Here is an 18,158-nt window from a genome sequence, read left to right as displayed (position 1 = left end):
TTGTCAGGGCACAGCCACCAAGGCTCGGGCGGGGCTCAGTCTTCGTGCGGACCCGAGGAAATACCTACTTCGAGGCCGTCGCGCTCGTGAAGCTCGGCCAGGATGTCGGCCACCGAATCATGTTCCAGATCCGGGCGGAACGGGAACGAAGCCACATCGCCGGGCTTGGTGATCCCGGTATGCACCAGGATGGTCAGCAGCCCGGCTTCCATGCCCGCAATGATGTCTGTGTCCATGCGGTCACCGATCATCGCGGTGGTTTCCGAATGTGCGTCAATTCGGTTCAAGGCGGAGCGGAACATCATCGGGTTCGGCTTGCCCACCACGTACGGCGCGCGACTGGTGGCCTGGGTGATCAACGCGGCCACCGAACCGGTGGCCGGCAACAGGCCTTCGGGCGACGGACCCGTGGCGTCCGGGTTGGTGGTGATGAACCGGGCGCCTGCGGCGATCAACCGGATGGCCTTGGTGATGGCCTCGAACGAATAGGTGCGGGTCTCACCGAGCACCACGTATTCCGGATCCTGGTCTGTCAGGATGAATCCCGCATCGTGCAGCGCGGTGGTCAGTCCGGCCTCGCCGATCACGAATGCGCGTCCGCCCGGACGCTGACGGCGCAAGAACTCCGCCGTGGCCATGGCCGAGGTCCAAATGTTTTCCTCCGGGACATCAAGGCCGGAGGACAGCAGTCGGGCGCGCAGGTCGCGCGGGGTGTAGATGGAGTTATTAGTCAGCACCAAGAAACGCTTGCCGGTTTCAACCCAGTGCGAGATCATCTCCGCGGCTCCGGGGATAGCCTCGTTTTCGTGGATCAGCACCCCATCCATGTCCGTGAGCCAACTTTCGATGTCGTGGACGTTACGTGGTTCATGCGTTGACACGAGGGGGGTGTTCCTTTCGAGAGAAAACCTGCTGCAACTGCCAGTCTTTCAGGTTCCGGCCTTGCGCGTGAAGTGAGGAACGGATTACAACCAATTGTTCTTCTTGAAAATGGCATAGAGGCCCCCGGCAAGCACCAGCATCAAACCGATTGCGGCAGGATAACCAAAACTAAATTCCAGTTCCGGCATGTTGCTGAAATTCATGCCGTAGATGCCGGTGACCAGACTCGGCGCAAAAATGATCGCGGCCCAGGAGGAGATCTTTTTCATTTGCTCGTTCTGGGCCAAACCGGCTTCGGTGGCCCTTTGTGATGCCAGCGTCGAAGAGAGCGAGAGCGCGTTGGCTAGAAGCGCCCGAAACGAGGTGATGCGCTCGGTGAGTCGGATCGCGTGGTCCTGAACGTCAATGAGCTTGCGGTCCAGTTCCAGGGCGTCGTCCTCGGAAATGTTGCTGAGCCTGAAGTCCCGGCGGAGATCACCTAGTACAGCCTCCAACGGGGCCAGGGCACGCTGGAACTCGATGACTTCGCGTGAGAGCTCGTAGATGCGACGCGAGACGTGTGCTGCACCGGAAAAGAGCTGATCCTCGATTTCATCGATGTCATTGCCCAACCCGACTAAGACCGGCTCATACTCATCGACGACCTGGTCAAGCACCGCATAAACCACGGCAGCCGGACCGATGGACAACAAGTCGGGTTCATGTTCGAGGCGTTTTCGTACGGCCGCGACCTGGGGAGACTCGGCATGGCGGACGGTGACCACGAAGTCGGTCCCGACGTAGATATGCAGTTCCCCGAACTCGACTTTTTCAGACTCGTCGATGTAGCGGGCCGGGCGCAGCACCACAAAGAGATGGTCGCCGTAGTGCTCCAGCTTGGGACGCTGATGGCCGGCAAGCGTATCTTCCACGGCCAGCGCGTGTAGGCCCAGTTCCTCGGCGACCTCTTTCATCTCCGCTTGGTCCGGGCGATACAGGCCCAACCAGGCCATGCCGCCACATTCCTTCAACGATTCGAAAGTACTGCTGAGATCGGGCGGGTGGATCACGCGCTTTCCGGCAACATAGATTGCATTGTCAACGATGGGCATGGCGGCCTCCTTGCGCGTCGGGCCGGAGAAATATCCGGCGGGCCAATGGATCTTTAGCCAAGTTTGCCATCAAGCGGTCCCCAAGGCAGCCCGGACACAGCGGATCCGGTCGGGAGGCAATCCTCGAGAACGGTGTTCGGGTAATGGCGACTACCCTTGGAGGGTGACTTCCGCCGTTGATTCCCCCGCATCAGAACCCGTCGAATACGACCCCGTCCATGAGGAGCGCCCCGAAGTGGGCGTTGGCCCATGGGAAGGCGAGTGGCCAGAAGGTGAGCATTATGATCCCGACCTGCTGGAGAACGGTGACCGACGCAATGTAGCGGACAAATATCGCTACTGGTCGATGGAAGCCGTCGTCGCCGACCTCGATACGCGCCGCCATGATTTCCACATTGCCATCGAGAACTGGCAGCACGACATGAACATCGGCACCGTGGTGCGTACCGCCAACGCGTTCCTGGCCAAAGAGGTGCATATCATCGGGCGCCGCCGGTGGAATAAGCGTGGGGCCATGGTCACCGACCGCTACCAGCACGTGCGCCATCATCCAACGGTCGAGGATTTTGTTTCCTGGGCACAGGGCGAGGGGCTGGCGATCATCGGGATCGACATCTTCCCGGATTCCCAGAAACTGGAAACCTACGACCTGCCACGCAACTGTGTGCTGGTCTTCGGGCAGGAGGGGCCCGGGCTGAGCGAAGAGGTCCACCAGGTCGCCGAAACGACCCTCTCGATCGAACAATTCGGTTCTACCCGCTCCATCAATGCCGCCTCGGCAGCTGGGATCGCCATGCACGCCTGGATCCGCCGGCACGTTTTCAGCCAGTCGGTGTAGTCGCGACTGGCCGTATGGCTAGAAAGCCAAACGTTTAGCGAATACCCTTTCATTCCCTGTGCAGCGTGGGTTAGCCTGAATCTTGGACGTTCAATCCAGTGCACCGTGCAGGCGAGGCAGCCGGACCGGTGAACGGCAAGTCGGTCCGTGCCGGTCGTCGGACGAGGTCTCAGGCTACGGGAATGGAGCACTCAGCTGGTGAAGAAGCATCAAGTCAATCACTCACCTCAGCTGCCCAAACGATGGCAACTGCGCCGTCGGCCCAAGCTCTCCCGCGCGGCCGCGGTAGGTACCGCGGTACTGGCAACTCTTGCGCTGTCGGTCTCCCCGGTCCTCGAAGGTCGCCAGGTGGATGCTTCCCCACTGGGCCTGGGTGCCGTTGATGCCCAAGCAGCTTCCTTTGCCCAACCCGTCGAGGTATCACTGCTCAGCGGAGTCGACGCGATCCGTTGGGAGTCTGAAAACATCACCAGCGCCGCGGCCGGCGCCCAAGTCGCAGATGCCTCCGACCCCGGAGCCGTGATCGGCGTTGCCGGGGCGACCGCCCAGTTGGTCGGACAAAACGTGGGCCCGCTCGGAGTGCTCCCCGCAGGGATCCGGATGATGCACCCGGTATCTTCCAGACACATCACCAGCCCCTATGGGTGGCGCAGCAACCCCACGGGTGCTGGAACACAAATCCACATCGGCCAGGACTACGCCATCGGCTGCGGATCTCCGGTGTATGCCAGCTCCTCCGGGACAGTGGTCCAGTCCGCCTGGGCAGGGCATTCGGGCATGCGTGTGACCATCGACCACGGGTCCTCGGTGCGGACGGGTTACAGCCACAACTCCAAGCTCATCGCGGCCGTTGGGCAACACGTGGAACAAGGCCAGCTGATTGCGCTGAGCGGAACCACCGGAAACTCGACCGGCTGCCACGTGCACTTTGAAATCATCATCAACGGACGATGGAACGACCCGCGCAACTTCCTGCCTGCCATTCCCGGTCAGCCCAACCCCATGATCGATTCGCGTCGCACGACCATCGCAGCCGACCCGATCCGCAATGGTGCCGCCCCGAAGTCCGAAAATAGCAACGGGCACGACATCGATGCCAAACTGCCCGATCCGCCTAAAGCTCAGCCGCCGTCCAAGACTCCTGAACAGAACCAAGGCTCGCCGACGCCGGGGGAAAACACCAAGCCGAAGCCCAAGCCGAAGCCGGATCCTTCGGAGTCTGAGAAGCCCGGGACCACGCCGCCGGGAACCACCACGCCTTTGCCAACAGACACCGGCAAGCCGGATCCCAGCCCGACGGACGTACTTAGTCCGGACCCGACGGACTCGGGCCCCGCAGCACCGACGACGGTGCCGCCCAAGGAAACCGAACCCAAGCCCGAGAAGCCAACCTCAAGTGCCCCCGGCTCGGAATCGAGCAAGGGCGGCGGAGGCCAGACCGAAACCACGCAAGGTTCCCCATCAGGAGCCACGACGGAATCCTCCACGACGAAATCCTCGTAGCCACTACCCAGGCTGCCCGGACTCGCGGCACCGCTCACCGCTGTCCAAAAGCCTGATCATTTTGGCCCGCCACCTCCGCGTTGGTCTCTGTCGTCGCTGGCCGCGGTGGATTCCCGCCCGCTTTTAGCCTGGGCAGCGAAGCGCTGTCGCCAGAGAATTATTGGGACAATTTACGTTGCGGCAGCAAAACCCCTTTGTTCCGCGCGCACGGTGGGTTAAGGTGGGCGCTAAGTGTTCAGTTGCTTGGGGGCGACACGAATAATCCGCTGGCTTGGGGCCAGGATCCGGCCCTCATGTGGCTGCGCAAGATCTTCAGGGTGACGCAACAGGGGGTTGTTACCGTTGAACAAGCATCAGGTGAATCGGGGCCGGTCTCCCCGACGAACCGGTGCCCGCAAATTCAAGATCCCCCGACTTACGGCGCTGTGCCTGGCAGTGGCGGCAGCGGTGGCTGTTTCCGGAGCCCCGGGTTTGGGAGTGGTACCGGACCAACGGGCAGCGCATCCCGCCGAAACCCCCGGCTACCAAGCGATCGCCTATCTGGAGCCGGTCAGCGTTTCGCTGCTCAGTGGGGTGGACGCGATCAATTTCCAAGCCCCCGACATCACCAGCAGCGCAGCGGGTCCCGGAACTGCGGGCGGGACCGCCCAGAGCCCTTCCGTCTACCCGGGACAGGGCACCGGGGCCGAACAGGCAGCAGCACCATTCAACGGCGACACGACCATAGTGGGTCAAAGCGTCGGAGTGCTGGGGGCGTTGCCGGGCGCGATCCAGCTGATGCATCCGGTCTCCTCCCGACACATCACCAGCCCCTACGGCTGGCGAAACAACCCCACCGGAGCTGGAACGCAGATTCACATTGGCCAGGATTACGCGATTGCCTGCGGCTCCCCGGTGTATGCCTCAGCGGACGGGGTGGTCATCCAATCTGCATGGGCCGGACACTCGGGGATGCGGGTGACCCTCGATCACGGCTCGTCGGTACGCACGGGCTACAGCCACAACTCGCGGCTCATTGCCCGGGTGGGGGACAGCGTCAAACAGGGCCAGATCATTGCCTTGAGCGGCACCACGGGAAACTCCACCGGCTGCCACGTGCACTTCGAAGTGATCATCAACGGTCGTTGGAACGACCCGCGTAACTTCCTGCCGCCGATCTCCGGCCAGCGTAATGCCATGATTGATTCGCGCCGGACCACCGTTGGGGCCCCGCCGATTCGCTACGCCGGCACTCCTCGGACCCCGGTAGCAGGGGCCCATGATTTCCCGGAGCTCACCGACTCCGCGCCGCGCGGCTCGAAGCCTGAGCCGGTTGTCCAGCAGGGGCCGACCGCGACACCGAAGCCGCGGGCCAAGCCCGATGACAAAGCTCGGCCCGAACCCGCGCCAAAGCCAAAACCAAAGTCGGATACTAAACCCGAGCCCACGCCGAAGGCTGACCCGAAGCCAGCGCCAAGCCCCAAGCCCACGCCGAAGGCCGAACCGAAGCCAGCCCCAAGCCCCAAGCAGACGCCGAAGGCCGACCCGAAGCCAGCGCCAAGCCCCAGGCCCACGCCACCAGTATCGCCCGCGCCGACACCGAAGGCTGAACCGAAGCCATCGCCAAGCCCCAAGCCCACGCCGCCAGCACCGGAAACCACGAGCCCAGAAACGACGGCACCGGCACCGACCGCCGAGCCGCCGGAAACCGAGGCCCCTGCTCCGGAAGCCGAGGCACCGACCACCGCTAATCCGAAGCCCGGCAAGACGCTACCTCCGGTGAAAGATGTTCCCCTACTCGAGGTTCCGGCACCCCCTTCGGATGACCCGAGCCAACCATCCGATGTCCCCGGGGCCACCACTGCACCCCCGGTGGCGAAAAAAGGTCCCAAATCGGCCACACCCCAGACGACGGAGCCCGTCCCGGAACCGCCCCTAGCGGAATCCGGGCAGCAACCCGCACCTTTAGAGAAGGCCCCGAAGTGTGAAGCAGTCTCCGCCGATGACCAAGAGCAATTAGACGAACCCGGCCCAGACCACGCCACAGACGAACCCTGTGTAGACCTCGACGGAGTCCTCCGCCTTGCCGGGCACCTCGGGGATCTCCGGGACGAAGACACGCACTGAGGGAAAGCTCCGCTGCGGACCCCCATGACCCTCTTCGGGGTCTCCGCCTTCGACGCCGGCGTCATGCCGTGAGCTATCTCGCACACAAGTAGATAGGATGGGAACAGCCAACGAGGTCTACTCCCCACACATTCCTTATCTACATAGGAGTCAGTATGCCCATCGCAACACCGGAACAGTACAACGCCATGATCGATTCCGCGAAGGCCGGCGGATACGCCTACCCCGCGGTCAACGTGACGTCGTCGCAGACCTTGAACGCCGCCATCCGCGGTTTCGCCGAAGCCGGATCCGACGGAATCATCCAGGTGTCCACCGGCGGTGCAGCCTACTGGTCGGGATCCTCGGTCAAGAACATGGTCACCGGTTCACTGGCCTTCGCCGCTTTCGCCCGCGAAGTCGCTAAGAGCTACGACGTGAACATCGCGCTGCACACCGACCACTGCCCGGCCGACAAGCTCAATGACTTTGTCCTGCCGCTGCTGGCCGCCTCCGAGGCCGAGGTCGCCGCGGGCCGCAATCCGTTCTTCAACTCCCACATGTGGGACGGCTCCGCCGAGAGCCTTGAAGAGAACCTGCGCATCGCTGCGGAACTGCTGCCGCGCACCGCTGCGGCCAAGCAGATTCTCGAGGTCGAGATCGGTGCTGTCGGCGGCGAGGAAGATGGCGTGGAAAACGCCATCAACGAAAAGCTTTACACCACCGTCGATGACGCCCTGGCCACCATCGCTGCTCTGGGCACCGGTGAGCAAGGCCGCTACATCACCGCGCTGACCTTCGGCAACGTCCACGGCATCTACAAGCCGGGCAACGTCAAGCTGCGCCCCGAGCTGCTCAAGGACATCCAAGCGCAGGTCGGCGCCAAGCTCGGTAAGACCAACCCGTTCGACCTGGTCTTCCACGGCGGTTCCGGCTCCTCGGAAAAGGAAATCGCCGACGCGGTCTCCTACGGCGTCATCAAAATGAACATCGACACCGACACCCAGTACGCCTTCACCCGCCCGGTCGTTGGACACATGTTCTCCAACTACGACGGTGTGCTGAAGGTTGACGGCGAGGTTGGCAACAAGAAGGCTTACGATCCGCGCGTCTGGGGTGCCAAGGCCGAGGAATCCATGGCCGCCCGCATCGTCGAGGCTGCCCAGCAGCTCGGTTCTGCAGGAAAGGCTCTGAAGTAAAAATGGCAGCAATAGGAGCGAACCTGCTCGGCATCCCGGCAACCACCTTGCCCGAGGAAACCGAGGTCAACGCGCGCGTGGACGCCGGAGATGAGGCAGTAGACATTGCCGCAGCCTTCCCGTCATCCTCGATCGGATGGGCGTTGCTGGCCAATGAGGCGCATGCGGAGGGCCACATCATCGAGTCCTACGCCTATGCCCGCGTGGGCTACCACCGTGGGCTTGACGCCCTGCGCAAGGCCGGTTGGCGTGGCCAGGGGCCGGTGCCGTGGGCGCACGTTCCCAACCGCGGCTTCCTGCGCTCGCTGTACGCCTTGCTGCGCGCTGCAGCTGCCATCGGCGAGAGTGAGGAAGTCGAACGCATCGGCCGTTTCCTCAACGACTCCGACCCGTTGGCGGTTGCGGCTCTCGAAGCCGAGTAGCTTCGGGCTTATCGTGGATTCATGACTGGTGTTCGCACCGGCCCCAATTGGGGCTGGAGCGGACACCAGTCGTTTAAGCGTTTCATTTTGGTACGCGGCGTGGCACGATTCGGTTATGGCACAGTTTCAGGCTTTGGATACCCAAGAGCTGATTCACCTCTCGGTGGCACGGGTGTGGGAGCTTCTCACCGATTGGGTTGCTGCTCCACGTTGGATGCCCGGCGTCGATTCAATGGAAGCCGAGCAACTCACGGGACTTGGCGCGGTGCTCGACTATCGTTCGGGGACCCATGAACGCCAGCTGGCCATCATCGAACTATCCGAGGAGCAGTCGATCACGCTGTCTTCTGGTGGAGGCGATGTCAGTGTGCACTACTGCTATGACCTCGCGGAGGACTCCGGGCATACCCGGGTCAGGCTGCGGGTGGTCATTGATGCCTCTGAGTTGTTGGCCGATGAGGTGGGCGAGTTGCGCGCCGCGGTGGCCTCGGCGGAAGCCGGAACGTTGAGGGCGCTTCGGGCCTATGCGGAGTCGGCGCCCTGAGGGCTTTGGATGGTGGTTTTCCACGCCCAGTATCCCTACGCAGTGGGGGAGAGGTGCTCGAAGACCAGATTGGTCTGCGTCGCAGAGAACGTCGTTTTTGCTCCGAGGTTCCTGGCCACGAAGTCGCGCAAGGCCTCAACCGAGGTGCAGATGACGTGGATAAGGATGTCGGGCGTTCCGCCGAGGACAAATACGTCTTGTACTTCCGGCAGGGACTGCAGCATGCGGGCGGAATTCAACATCTCGTGCCGGAAGTCGGGTCGCACCATCACGGAGATCATGGCGGAGACGTGCAATCCGAGCAGCTGTGGGTCGATGTCGGCGTGGAACCCCCTGATGACCCCCGCATCCTGAAGCGCGCGAACGCGACCCAGGCATGTCGACGGCGCTATCCCCGCACGGGAAGCCAGCAAATTGTTCGGTGTCCGGGCATCCTTGCTGAGCTCCCGAAGAATGATCAGATCGGCGTCGTCGAGCCGAACTGTATTCAGCTGTTGGTGATGATTTCCGATCGATTCTGAACTCAGCACGAGATTCCCCCTTGGATCTGATCAGTTATTCAGCATGCTATCAATTGAGTGACGAATAATTCTAGGATGGTCTTTGAGCATCGATCCAGCATGACTATCGTCGCTGACTCTCAATATTCTACGAAGGACCAGCATCTCATGAGCACTCCAGCCCTGCGTACCAGCCGCACAGATCTTCAAGAAGCGGACAAGAACGATGCCTTGGCACCGTTCCGCGAGCGGTTCTCCCTTCCCGAGGACCTGATCTACCTTGACGGAAACTCGTTGGGGCCCCACCCCGTGGGTGCTGCCGAACGCGCGGCACAGGTCATCAACGAGGAATGGTCCAATGGACTGATCCGCTCATGGAACGATGCTGGCTGGTTTGACATGCCATCCCGTCTGGGAGACAAGCTTTCGAAGCTCATCGGCGGGAACGCCGGTGAAACCGTTGTCACCGACACCACCAGCCTGAATCTCTTCAAGGCCATTGCCTCCGCCGTTCGCATTCAACAGCAGGACGCCCCGGAACGTCGGGTGATCCTGACCGAACGCGACAACTTTCCGACCGACATCTACATTGCCGAGGGCATCAGCGACTTCCTGAACTCCGTCAACGCCGAAACCAATGAGCACTATGAAGTGCGGCTGATCGACGAGGACCTGTCGCTGGAGCAGGCCCTGGATGATTCGGTGGCGGTGCTGGCCCTCTCTCATGTCAATTACCGCACCGGTGCCATGTGGGACATGGACGCAGTGACCGCTGCCGCACACACGGCCGGCGCGCTGGTCATCTGGGACCTCGCCCATGCGGCAGGCGCCGTCCCGGTGGACCTGAACGGTGCCAACGCCGACTACGCGGTGGGATGCACCTACAAATACCTTAACGGTGGTCCCGGCTCACCGGCATTCATCTGGGTCAACGCCCGCCACCAGGGCCGCTTCTGGCAGCCGCTGACCGGTTGGTGGTCGCACGCGGCCCCGTTCGAGATGGCAGATAGTTACACCGCTGCCAACGATGTCCGCCGGTTCCTCTGCGGTACCCAGCCCATCACCTCCATGGCAATGGTCGAATGTGGGCTCGACGTGGCATTAGACGCAGACATGGGCACGGTACGGGACAAGTCGCTGGCGCTCACCGACCTGTTCATCACACTGGTCGACGAGCGCTGTGGCGAGTTCGGGCTCGAACTGATCACCCCCACAAACCATGCAGAACGTGGAAGCCACGTCAGCTTCCGTCATCCCGAGGGCTACGCCATTATCCAAGCGCTGATCGGCCGCGGCGTCATTGGCGACTACCGCGAGCCAGAAGTACTGCGCTTTGGCATCACCCCGCTCTACCTCTCCTACACCGATATCTGGGACGCGGTGGAGATCCTGCGCGACATCCTTGAAACCCGGGCCTGGGATGTTCCGGCCTACAGGAATCGCAACGCCGTCACCTAGTCCCGCTGGCGACCGCAACAACACACCTCAGCGGTTGGGCACGGGAGAAATCTGCCCGGTACCCCATCGCGGGAATCGTCATACCCAAAAACTCCCGTCGCAGCACCCCCTCCACATCATTCGAGGTCTCCCATGAGTTCGTCACTGGATCACATCAAAAAAGAGAGGCCGGGCTTTCCCGGCAGCTGACATCCCCGCAATTGAGCATGATTGCTCAGGGCGGGGCCATCGGCACGGGCCTGTTCCTGGGCAGCAAGTTCGCGATCTCTTTCGCGGGCCCCGCGTCATCATCAGCTACGTCATCGGCGGGCTCATTGCGGTGCTCTGCTGATGGCTGCTCTGCTATTCACCACGCTGTTCACCGAGAAATTCACCATGACGCTGATCTTCGGGGTTCCCTTTGCCGCGGCCGTCTCGGTGTTTTACTTCGTGATGCGTAAGTGCATGGTCCCGGCGGACGACGCTGCAGAGGAATCGAGCGGTGAGGGGAATCCCGACGGTGATACCGAGCTGATCGACGAATCGGTGTAGCCGCCGAACCATCGCTAGTGGATCGTCCCCTGGGTGGGGCCCGGTGTTGTAGGAACGAGTAATTGGGTGTTCGGGCAACACCGGGCCCCTTCGCGCCATCGCATAGAATCGTCCACTGGGTCCAAATCGAAAGGAACGATGTGGCGAAGCTGTATTTCCGTTATGGCGCGATGAATTCCGGCAAGTCCACTGGACTGCTCCAGGCCGCGTTCAATTATGAGGAGCGTGGGCAGCGAGTCCTGCTGGCGAAGCCTGGTGCGGACACGAAGGGTGATTCCGGTATTGTGTCGCGGCTGGGCATGAGCCGCGACGTGGATTTCCTGATCCCTCCGACGGCCAATGTCAGGGAATTATTTGCCCAACAAGCGTCCGGGGACGATCCGGACGCGCTACTGCAGCACGTGGATGCGCCGCCGGTGGCGTGCCTATTGATCGATGAGGCCCAATTCCTGAGTCCTGAACAGGTCGATGACTTGTTTCGTGTCGCAATCCTCGACAACGTCCCGGTGCTTGCCTACGGGATCCGGTCGGATTTCCGGACCCACGCCTTTCCCGGTTCACGGCGCCTGTTGGAAATCGCGCACACCCTGGAGGAACTCAAGACCATTTGCCGCTGCGGCCGGAAAGCGGTCTTCAACACCCGGCGCCTCGGCAACAAGATTGTTTTCGACGGAGACCAGGTGGCTATTGACGGAGACGAGGTCTGGTACGAATCGCTATGCGGATCCTGCTACCTGGAAGCCTCGCACGGCCGACTGGGAAGCTAAATGGTTGCCGGGTGCTCCGCGGAGATCCCTTGCAGGATCACCCGCACCCCGTAGTCAAAGGCTGAGTCTTCCCACTCGGCCAAAATCTGAGAAGACTCCTGGCCTGCGGCAAGTGCCACTGCTTCCTGGTGCGCAGCGATCGAGCCCAACAAGTGGTTGACCAGCACGTGGCGAGCAAATCCGGCCTCGGGATCGGGGAGCCCTGCGATCTTCAAGAAATCCAGAAGCCAACCCAACGGATCAAGCGATTCCGGGCGCATTGACAGGGCCAGCTGCACCACCTCTGCAGAGTCCGGAACCGTGATCAAGGCATTGCGCAGGTGGCGCAACAGAACGGCAACCGCCATCGGGGCCAGGCCAGGAGTGGGAGTCTCGGGCCGCGGTACTGAATCCAGAAGCTTCGAGGCGACATCCACGAGAAGTTCCTGTTTGGACTTCACATGCCAATACAACGCGCCCACCTGGACGTCGAGTTCCCTAGCCAGACGGCGCATCGACAGGTCGGCCAGACCAAATTCCGAAAGCACGCCCACAGCAGCATCGATAAGTTGTCCACGAGTCAGGGCCATGGATCCAGTCTAGGCGGCATAGCCAGGTGGGGACTCCGTCCCCACCTGGCTATGCCGAGTAAGTTGCTGGCCGTACACTCGGGGCTATGATCCGCTTCCTGATCAGACTCGCTATCTTTGTGGTCTCATCGGCCCTTGGGCTCATCGTGACCAGTTGGCTTCTGGAGAACTTCAAGATCCAAGTGTCCGGATTCATCGTTGCCGTGCTCGTGTTCACCGTGGTGCAGGGGATCATCACCCCGTTTGTTGCGACCATGGCCAAACGTTACGCCTCGGCATTCCTGGGCGGAGTCGGATTGCTGGCGACCGCATTAGCACTGTTCATCGCCCAGCTTTTCCCCGGCGGGCTGGAGATCAGGGGTGGCAGCACCTGGGTGCTGGGGGCTCTTCTGGTCTGGCTTGTCAGCGCCTTGGGTACCTTCCTGCTCCCGTTCTGGTGGCTGAGGGAAAAACGCAACCGGCGCAAGGAAGCAAAGGAAGCCTAGACGTTTTGGCATTCGCTCGAAAACTTTGTGGCTCACCTCTCGACGCGAGGGGCAGTAGCGAGGTTTGATGGGGGCATGAGCATGCAATTTCCTACCCCAGAGGCAATGGGCGAGTTCCAGAGGATCGCCCGGGCCACGCTCGGCGAAGGAATCGTCGAGGGAAAGATGTTTGGCAAGGACGCCCTGAAATATGAGTCGAAGGCAATCGCCTGTCTGCTCGAGGACGTCATGGGGTTCAAGGTGGGCCGTGGCAGCGAAGCAATGCGGACCGCCATGGGATACCCCGGGGCAGAACTCTTTGACCCCTCGGGCCAGGGTCGGCCCTTCCGGGACTGGGTCGGTGTCCCCGAGAGTTCAATGTCCCACTGGGAAACTTTGTTGCGGGCAGCATTAACCGCGGCGCACGCGGCGGATGACGAGCCCTAGGAACCATAAATCCACCCATTGATGCTTCATCGGGTAAACTCGTGCCGTAAGAGCCCCTTACTGTTCTTCCTGATCCATGCTTGGGCCATTCGAAGAGCGAGGGGCATTTCTGCGCCCGGCACCGCCGGGACCCGGTATATTTGCCGGCCGCGCTGAATCGATGCAAGGGGGAGGATCCCATGCCAGCAATCGTGATCGTCGGAGCCCAGTGGGGCGACGAAGGCAAGGGTAAGGCCACAGACCTTTTGGGTGGTCATGTCGACTACGTTGTGAAGCCAAATGGCGGCAACAACGCAGGGCATACAGTCGTCGTTGGCGGTGAAAAGTATGAGCTCAAGCTCCTTCCCGCCGGTATTCTTTCACCCAACGCCATCCCAATCATCGGCAACGGCTGCGTCGTGAACCTCGAGGCACTCTTCGAGGAAATCGACGGGTTGGAAGCTCGCGGCGCCGATACCTCGAAGCTGCGCGTCTCGGCGAACGCCCACCTGGTGGCCCCGTACCACCAGACCATGGACAAGGTCACCGAACGTTTCCTGGGCAAGCGTGCCATCGGAACCACCGGCCGCGGTATCGGTCCGGCCTACATGGACAAGATCGGACGCCTCGGCATCCGAGTTCAGGACGTCTTTGACGAGTCAATCCTGCGCCAAAAGGTCGAAGGTGCGTTGCGCCAGAAGAACGAGCTGCTGGTCAAGGTGTACAACCGCCGCGACGTCGAGGTCGAGGAAATTGTCGAATACTTCCTCTCCTACGTCGACCGCCTGCGTCCGCTGGTGATCGACGCGACCCTTGAGCTGAACAATGCCTTGGATGCAGGGAAAGTCGTGCTCATGGAGGGCGGCCAGGCCACCTTCTTGGACGTTGACCACGGCACCTACCCGTTCGTGACCTCGTCGAACCCCACCGCAGGCGGCGCCTCGGTCGGTTCGGGAATTGGTCCGACCCGTATCAGCCGTTCGATCGGCATCATCAAGGCCTACACCACCCGTGTGGGAGCCGGTCCGTTCCCGACCGAACTGTTTGACGACATGGGCGAATACCTGCAGAAGACCGGAGGCGAGTTCGGTGTGAACACCGGCCGCCCACGTCGCTGCGGGTGGTACGACGCAGTCATGGCCCGCCAGGCCTCGCGTGTGAACGGCTTCACCGACTACTTCGTGACCAAGCTTGACGTGCTGAGCAACATCGAGAAGATCCCGGTGTGCGTCGCCTACGATGTCGACGGGGTGCGCCACGACGAAATGCCGATGACGCAGACCGAGTTCCACCACGCGAAGCCGATCTTCGAGTACTTCGATGGTTGGACCGAGGACATCACCACCGCGCGCACACTGGAAGACCTGCCGGAAAACGCGCGCAAGTACGTGTTGGCGCTCGAGGCCATGAGCGGTACCCGGATCTCCGCGATCGGCGTCGGGCCGGATCGTGAGCAGACCATCGTCCGCCACGATCTCATCAACGACTAGGTTCCACCAGCACCAGGGGCGTGGCGCGGACACCAACAGGAAATCATCCTGGCGGCGTCCGCGCCACGCCCCTTGGCGTTTTCTCAGGGTGCGCTCGGCGGTAACGGTGTCTTGTGCTGTGCCGCCCTGCTGAGCAGTAGGGATCCGATCCACCCCACCATCAAGCAGATCCCGGCGGTGCCCATGGCGGCCTCCACACCGCTGGTGAAGGCATCGGACATAAGCCCCGCGACCTGGGCGGCATGTTCCCCGAAAGCGGCGCCGGCATGGGTATGTAGTACCAGCGGGATCAAGCCGCCGGCAGAATCGCTGAGTTTTTGGGCCCATTCCGCGGCGTTGATCCCGGGCAGTGACAGCGCCTCCAGCTTGGTCGTTGCCGCGTGCGTGGTGACCACTGCCAGCACGCTGCCCGCAATTGCGGTGCCGAACCCGGACCCCAGCTGCCGCACGGTGCTCTGAGTGGCCGAGCCCTGCCCCGAGGCGGCAGTAGGAATGTCACGCAGCACGGTGCTGGTCAACTGTGCGGAGGCCAACCCCAATCCCAGCCCGTAGAGCACCAAGAACCCCACCAGCGCCGGCATCGGTGCCCCGACACGCAGTACCAACACGAGGGCGGCGACTCCCAGAATTTCTAGCCCGAGCCCCAGCACCACCACCCGGTCTGCGCCCATGCGCGCGGCCAGACGCCGGGCCAGGGCGCCGGAAAGGAAGGCCCCGGCGGCCATGCCGGCCAGGATCAGCCCAGCACCCATGGGGTCGGCTCCCCACACATTGATCAGGTACAACGGGAGCACGAGCAGCAGTCCGAACTCGCCCATTGCCACCATGGCCGCCGTGGCGTTGCCCCAGGTAAACGTCGAATATGAGAAGAGTGAAAGGTCAAGCAGGGTGCTCTGCTTGTGCCGGGACCGGCGCAGCTCCCAACCAATGAATGCGGCCAGGGCCAGCAGAGACACGGCACCGAGGACGGGAATCGGTGACACCACGGCCTCTGCTGGCCACTGCCATGGGCCGATGTCCACCGTCCGGCGAGGGCTCAGCCAGCCCCAGCTGGGTCCCTCGATGAGTACGAAGACCAGCAATCCGAATCCCAGTGCGCTGAACAAGACCCCCAGCACATCAAAGCCGCCCCGGGTGTTTGCGGTGGTAGTTTCCGGGACGAAACGACGGATTCCGAACAGGACCAACAATCCCAAGGGAAGATTAACCCAAAAAATCCAACGCCAGTCCAAGTAGGTGGTGAATGCGCCTCCGGCCAACGGCCCGATGGCCGCAGCCCCGGACATGACGGCGCCCCACACACCAAATGCAGCGGCGCGTTCCCTGCCGCGGAAGATCGCGTTCATGCTCGAGAGGGTGGAAGGCAGCACGGCTGCCCCGCCGATGCCCTGCACCGCACGAGCGGCGATCAGCATGCCAGCACCGGTGGACAGTGCTGCGGCCAAGCTTCCCAGCACGAAGAGCCCCACACCGCAGGCCAGCAGCTTTCGGCGGCCCACCCGATCCCCGAGTCGCCCCGAAGTCATCAGCAGCGCCGCCATCACCACGGCATACAGGGAGTTCACCCACTGGCCTTGGGTCAGGTCCATGCCCAAATCCTGGATCATCGCCGGAAGCGAAACCCCGACGATCGTGCCATCGAGCACGATCATGGCCAAGGATCCCGCCAGCACCGCCAGCGTCAGCCATTTGTTGTCATGTTTTCTCGTCACAATACCGAGGCTAAGACTAAAACTCTCGAAGCGGATCCACCGGATGGGTGATTGTCGTTAGGGTGGAGGATAAGCACACAGCGACGAAGGGAATCGCCATGAAGGTCAGTGTTGGTCAGTTCGCCCCCACGGGGTCCGTCACCGAGAACCTGGAAACCATCCAGGGATTGGTTGCCAAGGCGAAGGCCGAGGGCGCCGAGCTGGTGCTGTTCCCTGAGGAAGCCATGCTTGCCGTTTCAAAGATTTCCGGCCCTTTGACCGCTGCGGTCGAGGGAGGCTGGAGCACCTTTGTTCAGCAGCTGTCATTTATTGCCGCCGAGAACGGCGTGGCGATCGTGGCGGGCGGCTACGAGCAAAGCGGTGAGGACCGCCCCTACAACACTCTGGTGGTCTTGGATGCGGAGGGCACGATCCGTGGCACCTACCGCAAGATCCACCTCTACGACGCCTTCTCCTATCAGGAATCGAAATCTATCAAAGCCGGGGACGTTGACCAGGTCCCGATCTTCGAGTTCGGTGGCCTGAAGGTCGGCGTCTTGACCTGTTACGACCTGCGCTTCCCGGAGGTCGCTCGACGACTGGTCAACGAGGGTGCGGAGCTTTTGTTGGTTCCTGCCGCTTGGTTCAAGGGCGAGCACAAGATCGAGCACTGGGAAACCTTGTTGCGGGCCCGCGCCATCGAGAACACGGTCTGGGTCGCGGCCGCCGGCACCAGTTCCGCACACACCATTGGGCACTCTGCAATTCTCGATCCCATGGGCGTGCCGATCGAATATCTCGGTGACGATGCCGAAGCCGTGGTGACCACCGATGTGTCCCGGCGTCGCATCGACGAGGTCCGTGAATTTCTGCCGGTGTTGGTGAACCGCCGGCTCTAAGCAAGAGACAGTATGAAGCGGTCCCGGCGGGTCAAAGTAGGTATCCGCTCGGGCCGTCTCTTCTGTTGACAGGGGATCCTGCGACCCAGTACTCAGCAGACTCGGGCAGACCCGACGAACTTCACATTTTCGGCATGTACGCCCCGGGCGCTGCGCACTACTATTGATGCTCGACGCAACTCCGATTAGGCAGGACAACGCAGTGGGTACTACGGATTCTCAAATGAACGAAGCGATCATCGAAGAATGGGCCGAAGCCACCGCCCAGGCCTACAACGACTCGTTGACCGGGCTTAACATGGCCCGGGTGCCGAAGGCTGTTCGTGCCTTCATCGAACTCTATGAGCAGAGCAAGAACCTGACGTTTAGCTCGGAACATTCCCCCGTAGACTATTTTGAAGAGCACCCGGCTGCGGCCATCGGCGCCATCCTTGACACGCCCGGCGCGTTGGAGCTGCTGGAGGACGACGAGGAAGAGGCGCTCGAAGACATCCTCGGGTTTGCTGAAGCCTGGGCGGAATTCGATGCGAACCAACAGCCACACCTCGGGATTTCCGAGGCCGATGACGATGATGAGTCCGGTTGGTAGATCGCGTTAGGAGTCAACGCCTAGGGTGCCTCGAGGGCGGCGTCGTCCCGGGCGTGGGCAGCTGCGTGCTCCGCCCAGTTCGCTTGGTTAGGCAGGGTGCGTAACGGTCGGTTTGCCACGGCCAATGCGGTGGCGAAGACCGTGATCCCCGCGCAAAACCACAGCAGCCCGGCCCAACCCATACCGGATAGCCGAAACCTGCGATCAACG

General features: G+C 62.0%; 19 protein-coding genes. 14 read left to right on the top strand and 5 right to left on the bottom strand.

Annotation, left to right across the window (positions count from 1 at the left end):
- Positions 1-35: 35 nt before the first annotated feature.
- Both ADIAG_RS18195 and corA read right to left on the bottom strand, forming a co-directional pair.
- Complete coding sequence (locus ADIAG_RS18195) at positions 36-827, bottom strand: HAD-IIA family hydrolase (protein ID WP_007272902.1); 792 nt, start codon at positions 825-827, stop codon at positions 36-38.
- 138 nt (positions 828-965) lie between these two features.
- The gene (gene corA, locus ADIAG_RS18190; protein ID WP_007272901.1) at positions 966-1,973 is read right to left on the bottom strand and encodes a magnesium/cobalt transporter CorA; all 1,008 of its coding nucleotides are present in this window, start codon (positions 1,971-1,973) and stop codon (positions 966-968) included.
- A gap of 163 nt (positions 1,974-2,136) precedes the next feature.
- On the opposite strand from corA, the gene ADIAG_RS18185 reads away from it, so the two are divergent.
- The 6 genes from ADIAG_RS18185 to ADIAG_RS18160 all read left to right on the top strand — a co-directional run bounded on the left by ADIAG_RS18185 (position 2,137) and on the right by ADIAG_RS18160 (position 8,564).
- On the top strand, positions 2,137-2,811 hold the full coding sequence (locus ADIAG_RS18185; protein ID WP_043475912.1) for a TrmH family RNA methyltransferase: 675 nt from the start codon (positions 2,137-2,139) through the stop codon (positions 2,809-2,811).
- A 198-nt stretch (positions 2,812-3,009) separates the two neighbouring features.
- Complete coding sequence (locus tag ADIAG_RS20535) at positions 3,010-4,314, top strand: M23 family metallopeptidase (RefSeq protein WP_007272899.1); 1,305 nt, start codon at positions 3,010-3,012, stop codon at positions 4,312-4,314.
- 447 nt (positions 4,315-4,761) lie between these two features.
- Complete coding sequence (locus tag ADIAG_RS18175) at positions 4,762-6,420, top strand: M23 family metallopeptidase (RefSeq protein WP_152426213.1); 1,659 nt, start codon at positions 4,762-4,764, stop codon at positions 6,418-6,420.
- 155 nt (positions 6,421-6,575) lie between these two features.
- Positions 6,576-7,598 carry a class II fructose-bisphosphate aldolase gene (gene fbaA / locus ADIAG_RS18170; protein ID WP_007272897.1) on the top strand — a complete coding sequence of 341 codons (1,023 nt, stop codon included), beginning with the start codon at positions 6,576-6,578 and terminating at the stop codon, positions 7,596-7,598.
- Positions 7,599-7,600: 2 nt separating this feature from the next.
- Positions 7,601-8,020 (top strand): DUF3151 domain-containing protein, encoded by a 420-nt coding sequence (locus ADIAG_RS18165; RefSeq protein WP_007272896.1) that lies wholly within the window; start codon positions 7,601-7,603, stop codon positions 8,018-8,020.
- 115 nt (positions 8,021-8,135) lie between these two features.
- A complete protein-coding gene (locus ADIAG_RS18160; RefSeq protein ID WP_007272895.1) occupies positions 8,136-8,564 on the top strand; it encodes an SRPBCC family protein in 429 nt (142 codons plus the stop codon).
- A gap of 35 nt (positions 8,565-8,599) precedes the next feature.
- On the opposite strand, the gene ADIAG_RS18155 is transcribed toward ADIAG_RS18160, so the two are convergent.
- On the bottom strand, positions 8,600-9,094 hold the full coding sequence (locus ADIAG_RS18155; RefSeq protein WP_007272894.1) for an Lrp/AsnC family transcriptional regulator: 495 nt from the start codon (positions 9,092-9,094) through the stop codon (positions 8,600-8,602).
- Between the two features lie 138 nt (positions 9,095-9,232).
- On the opposite strand from ADIAG_RS18155, the gene kynU reads away from it, so the two are divergent.
- The 3 genes from kynU to ADIAG_RS18140 all read left to right on the top strand — a co-directional run bounded on the left by kynU (position 9,233) and on the right by ADIAG_RS18140 (position 11,820).
- Complete coding sequence (gene kynU, locus ADIAG_RS18150; protein ID WP_007272893.1) at positions 9,233-10,522, top strand: kynureninase; 1,290 nt, start codon at positions 9,233-9,235, stop codon at positions 10,520-10,522.
- A 330-nt stretch (positions 10,523-10,852) separates the two neighbouring features.
- Positions 10,853-11,053: a hypothetical protein gene (locus ADIAG_RS21235; RefSeq protein WP_007272892.1), complete on the top strand. Its 201-nt coding sequence runs from the start codon at positions 10,853-10,855 to the stop codon at positions 11,051-11,053.
- 140 nt (positions 11,054-11,193) lie between these two features.
- Positions 11,194-11,820 (top strand): thymidine kinase, encoded by a 627-nt coding sequence (locus tag ADIAG_RS18140; RefSeq protein WP_007272891.1) that lies wholly within the window; start codon positions 11,194-11,196, stop codon positions 11,818-11,820.
- Here the strand turns inward: ADIAG_RS18140 and ADIAG_RS18135 are convergent.
- Positions 11,817-12,389, bottom strand: a complete 573-nt coding sequence (locus ADIAG_RS18135; RefSeq protein ID WP_007272890.1) for a TetR family transcriptional regulator — start codon at positions 12,387-12,389, stop codon at positions 11,817-11,819. The genes ADIAG_RS18140 and ADIAG_RS18135 overlap by 4 nt on opposite strands.
- 86 nt (positions 12,390-12,475) lie before the next feature.
- On the opposite strand from ADIAG_RS18135, the gene ADIAG_RS18130 reads away from it, so the two are divergent.
- From ADIAG_RS18130 to ADIAG_RS18120, 3 genes are all read left to right on the top strand, one after another.
- On the top strand, positions 12,476-12,874 hold the full coding sequence (locus tag ADIAG_RS18130; protein ID WP_007272889.1) for a phage holin family protein: 399 nt from the start codon (positions 12,476-12,478) through the stop codon (positions 12,872-12,874).
- Positions 12,875-12,949: 75 nt separating this feature from the next.
- On the top strand, positions 12,950-13,300 hold the full coding sequence (locus ADIAG_RS18125; RefSeq protein WP_007272888.1) for a hypothetical protein: 351 nt from the start codon (positions 12,950-12,952) through the stop codon (positions 13,298-13,300).
- A gap of 179 nt (positions 13,301-13,479) precedes the next feature.
- Complete coding sequence (locus ADIAG_RS18120) at positions 13,480-14,769, top strand: adenylosuccinate synthase (RefSeq protein ID WP_007272887.1); 1,290 nt, start codon at positions 13,480-13,482, stop codon at positions 14,767-14,769.
- Between the two features lie 83 nt (positions 14,770-14,852).
- Here the strand turns inward: ADIAG_RS18120 and ADIAG_RS18115 are convergent, their stop codons facing one another.
- Positions 14,853-16,481 carry an MFS transporter gene (locus tag ADIAG_RS18115; RefSeq protein WP_043475906.1) on the bottom strand — a complete coding sequence of 543 codons (1,629 nt, stop codon included), beginning with the start codon at positions 16,479-16,481 and terminating at the stop codon, positions 14,853-14,855.
- Positions 16,482-16,579: 98 nt separating this feature from the next.
- Here ADIAG_RS18115 and ADIAG_RS18110 point away from each other — a divergent pair, with 98 nt between their 5' ends.
- The gene (locus tag ADIAG_RS18110; RefSeq protein ID WP_043475904.1) at positions 16,580-17,359 is read left to right on the top strand and encodes a carbon-nitrogen hydrolase family protein; all 780 of its coding nucleotides are present in this window, start codon (positions 16,580-16,582) and stop codon (positions 17,357-17,359) included.
- Between the two features lie 223 nt (positions 17,360-17,582).
- Complete coding sequence (locus ADIAG_RS20530) at positions 17,583-17,948, top strand: hypothetical protein (protein WP_007272884.1); 366 nt, start codon at positions 17,583-17,585, stop codon at positions 17,946-17,948.
- Positions 17,949-18,158 lie beyond the last annotated feature (210 nt).

Origin of the sequence: Paeniglutamicibacter gangotriensis Lz1y (assembly GCF_000348945.1) — a bacterium.
Taxonomy (GTDB): Bacteria; Actinomycetota; Actinomycetes; order Actinomycetales; family Micrococcaceae; genus Paeniglutamicibacter; species Paeniglutamicibacter gangotriensis.
The sequence above is the reverse complement of the archived record's forward strand: the minus strand, read 5'-3'. Positions and strand labels throughout refer to the sequence as shown.

What these genes read in the sequence shown, in the direction of transcription:
- ADIAG_RS18195 (WP_007272902.1), bottom strand. Translation starts at nt 827, where the DNA reads ATGGATGGGGTGCTGATCCACGAAAACGAGGCTATCCCCGGAGCCGCG.
- corA (WP_007272901.1), bottom strand. Translation starts at nt 1,973, where the DNA reads ATGCCCATCGTTGACAATGCAATCTATGTTGCCGGAAAGCGCGTGATC.
- fbaA (WP_007272897.1), top strand. Translation starts at nt 6,576, where the DNA reads ATGCCCATCGCAACACCGGAACAGTACAACGCCATGATCGATTCCGCG.
- ADIAG_RS18165 (WP_007272896.1), top strand. Translation starts at nt 7,601, where the DNA reads ATGGCAGCAATAGGAGCGAACCTGCTCGGCATCCCGGCAACCACCTTG.
- ADIAG_RS18160 (WP_007272895.1), top strand. Translation starts at nt 8,136, where the DNA reads ATGGCACAGTTTCAGGCTTTGGATACCCAAGAGCTGATTCACCTCTCG.
- kynU (WP_007272893.1), top strand. Translation starts at nt 9,233, where the DNA reads ATGAGCACTCCAGCCCTGCGTACCAGCCGCACAGATCTTCAAGAAGCG.
- ADIAG_RS21235 (WP_007272892.1), top strand. Translation starts at nt 10,853, where the DNA reads ATGGCTGCTCTGCTATTCACCACGCTGTTCACCGAGAAATTCACCATG.
- ADIAG_RS18135 (WP_007272890.1), bottom strand. Translation starts at nt 12,389, where the DNA reads ATGGCCCTGACTCGTGGACAACTTATCGATGCTGCTGTGGGCGTGCTT.
- ADIAG_RS18130 (WP_007272889.1), top strand. Translation starts at nt 12,476, where the DNA reads ATGATCCGCTTCCTGATCAGACTCGCTATCTTTGTGGTCTCATCGGCC.
- ADIAG_RS18125 (WP_007272888.1), top strand. Translation starts at nt 12,950, where the DNA reads ATGAGCATGCAATTTCCTACCCCAGAGGCAATGGGCGAGTTCCAGAGG.
- ADIAG_RS18120 (WP_007272887.1), top strand. Translation starts at nt 13,480, where the DNA reads ATGCCAGCAATCGTGATCGTCGGAGCCCAGTGGGGCGACGAAGGCAAG.
- ADIAG_RS18110 (WP_043475904.1), top strand. Translation starts at nt 16,580, where the DNA reads ATGAAGGTCAGTGTTGGTCAGTTCGCCCCCACGGGGTCCGTCACCGAG.
- ADIAG_RS20530 (WP_007272884.1), top strand. Translation starts at nt 17,583, where the DNA reads ATGAACGAAGCGATCATCGAAGAATGGGCCGAAGCCACCGCCCAGGCC.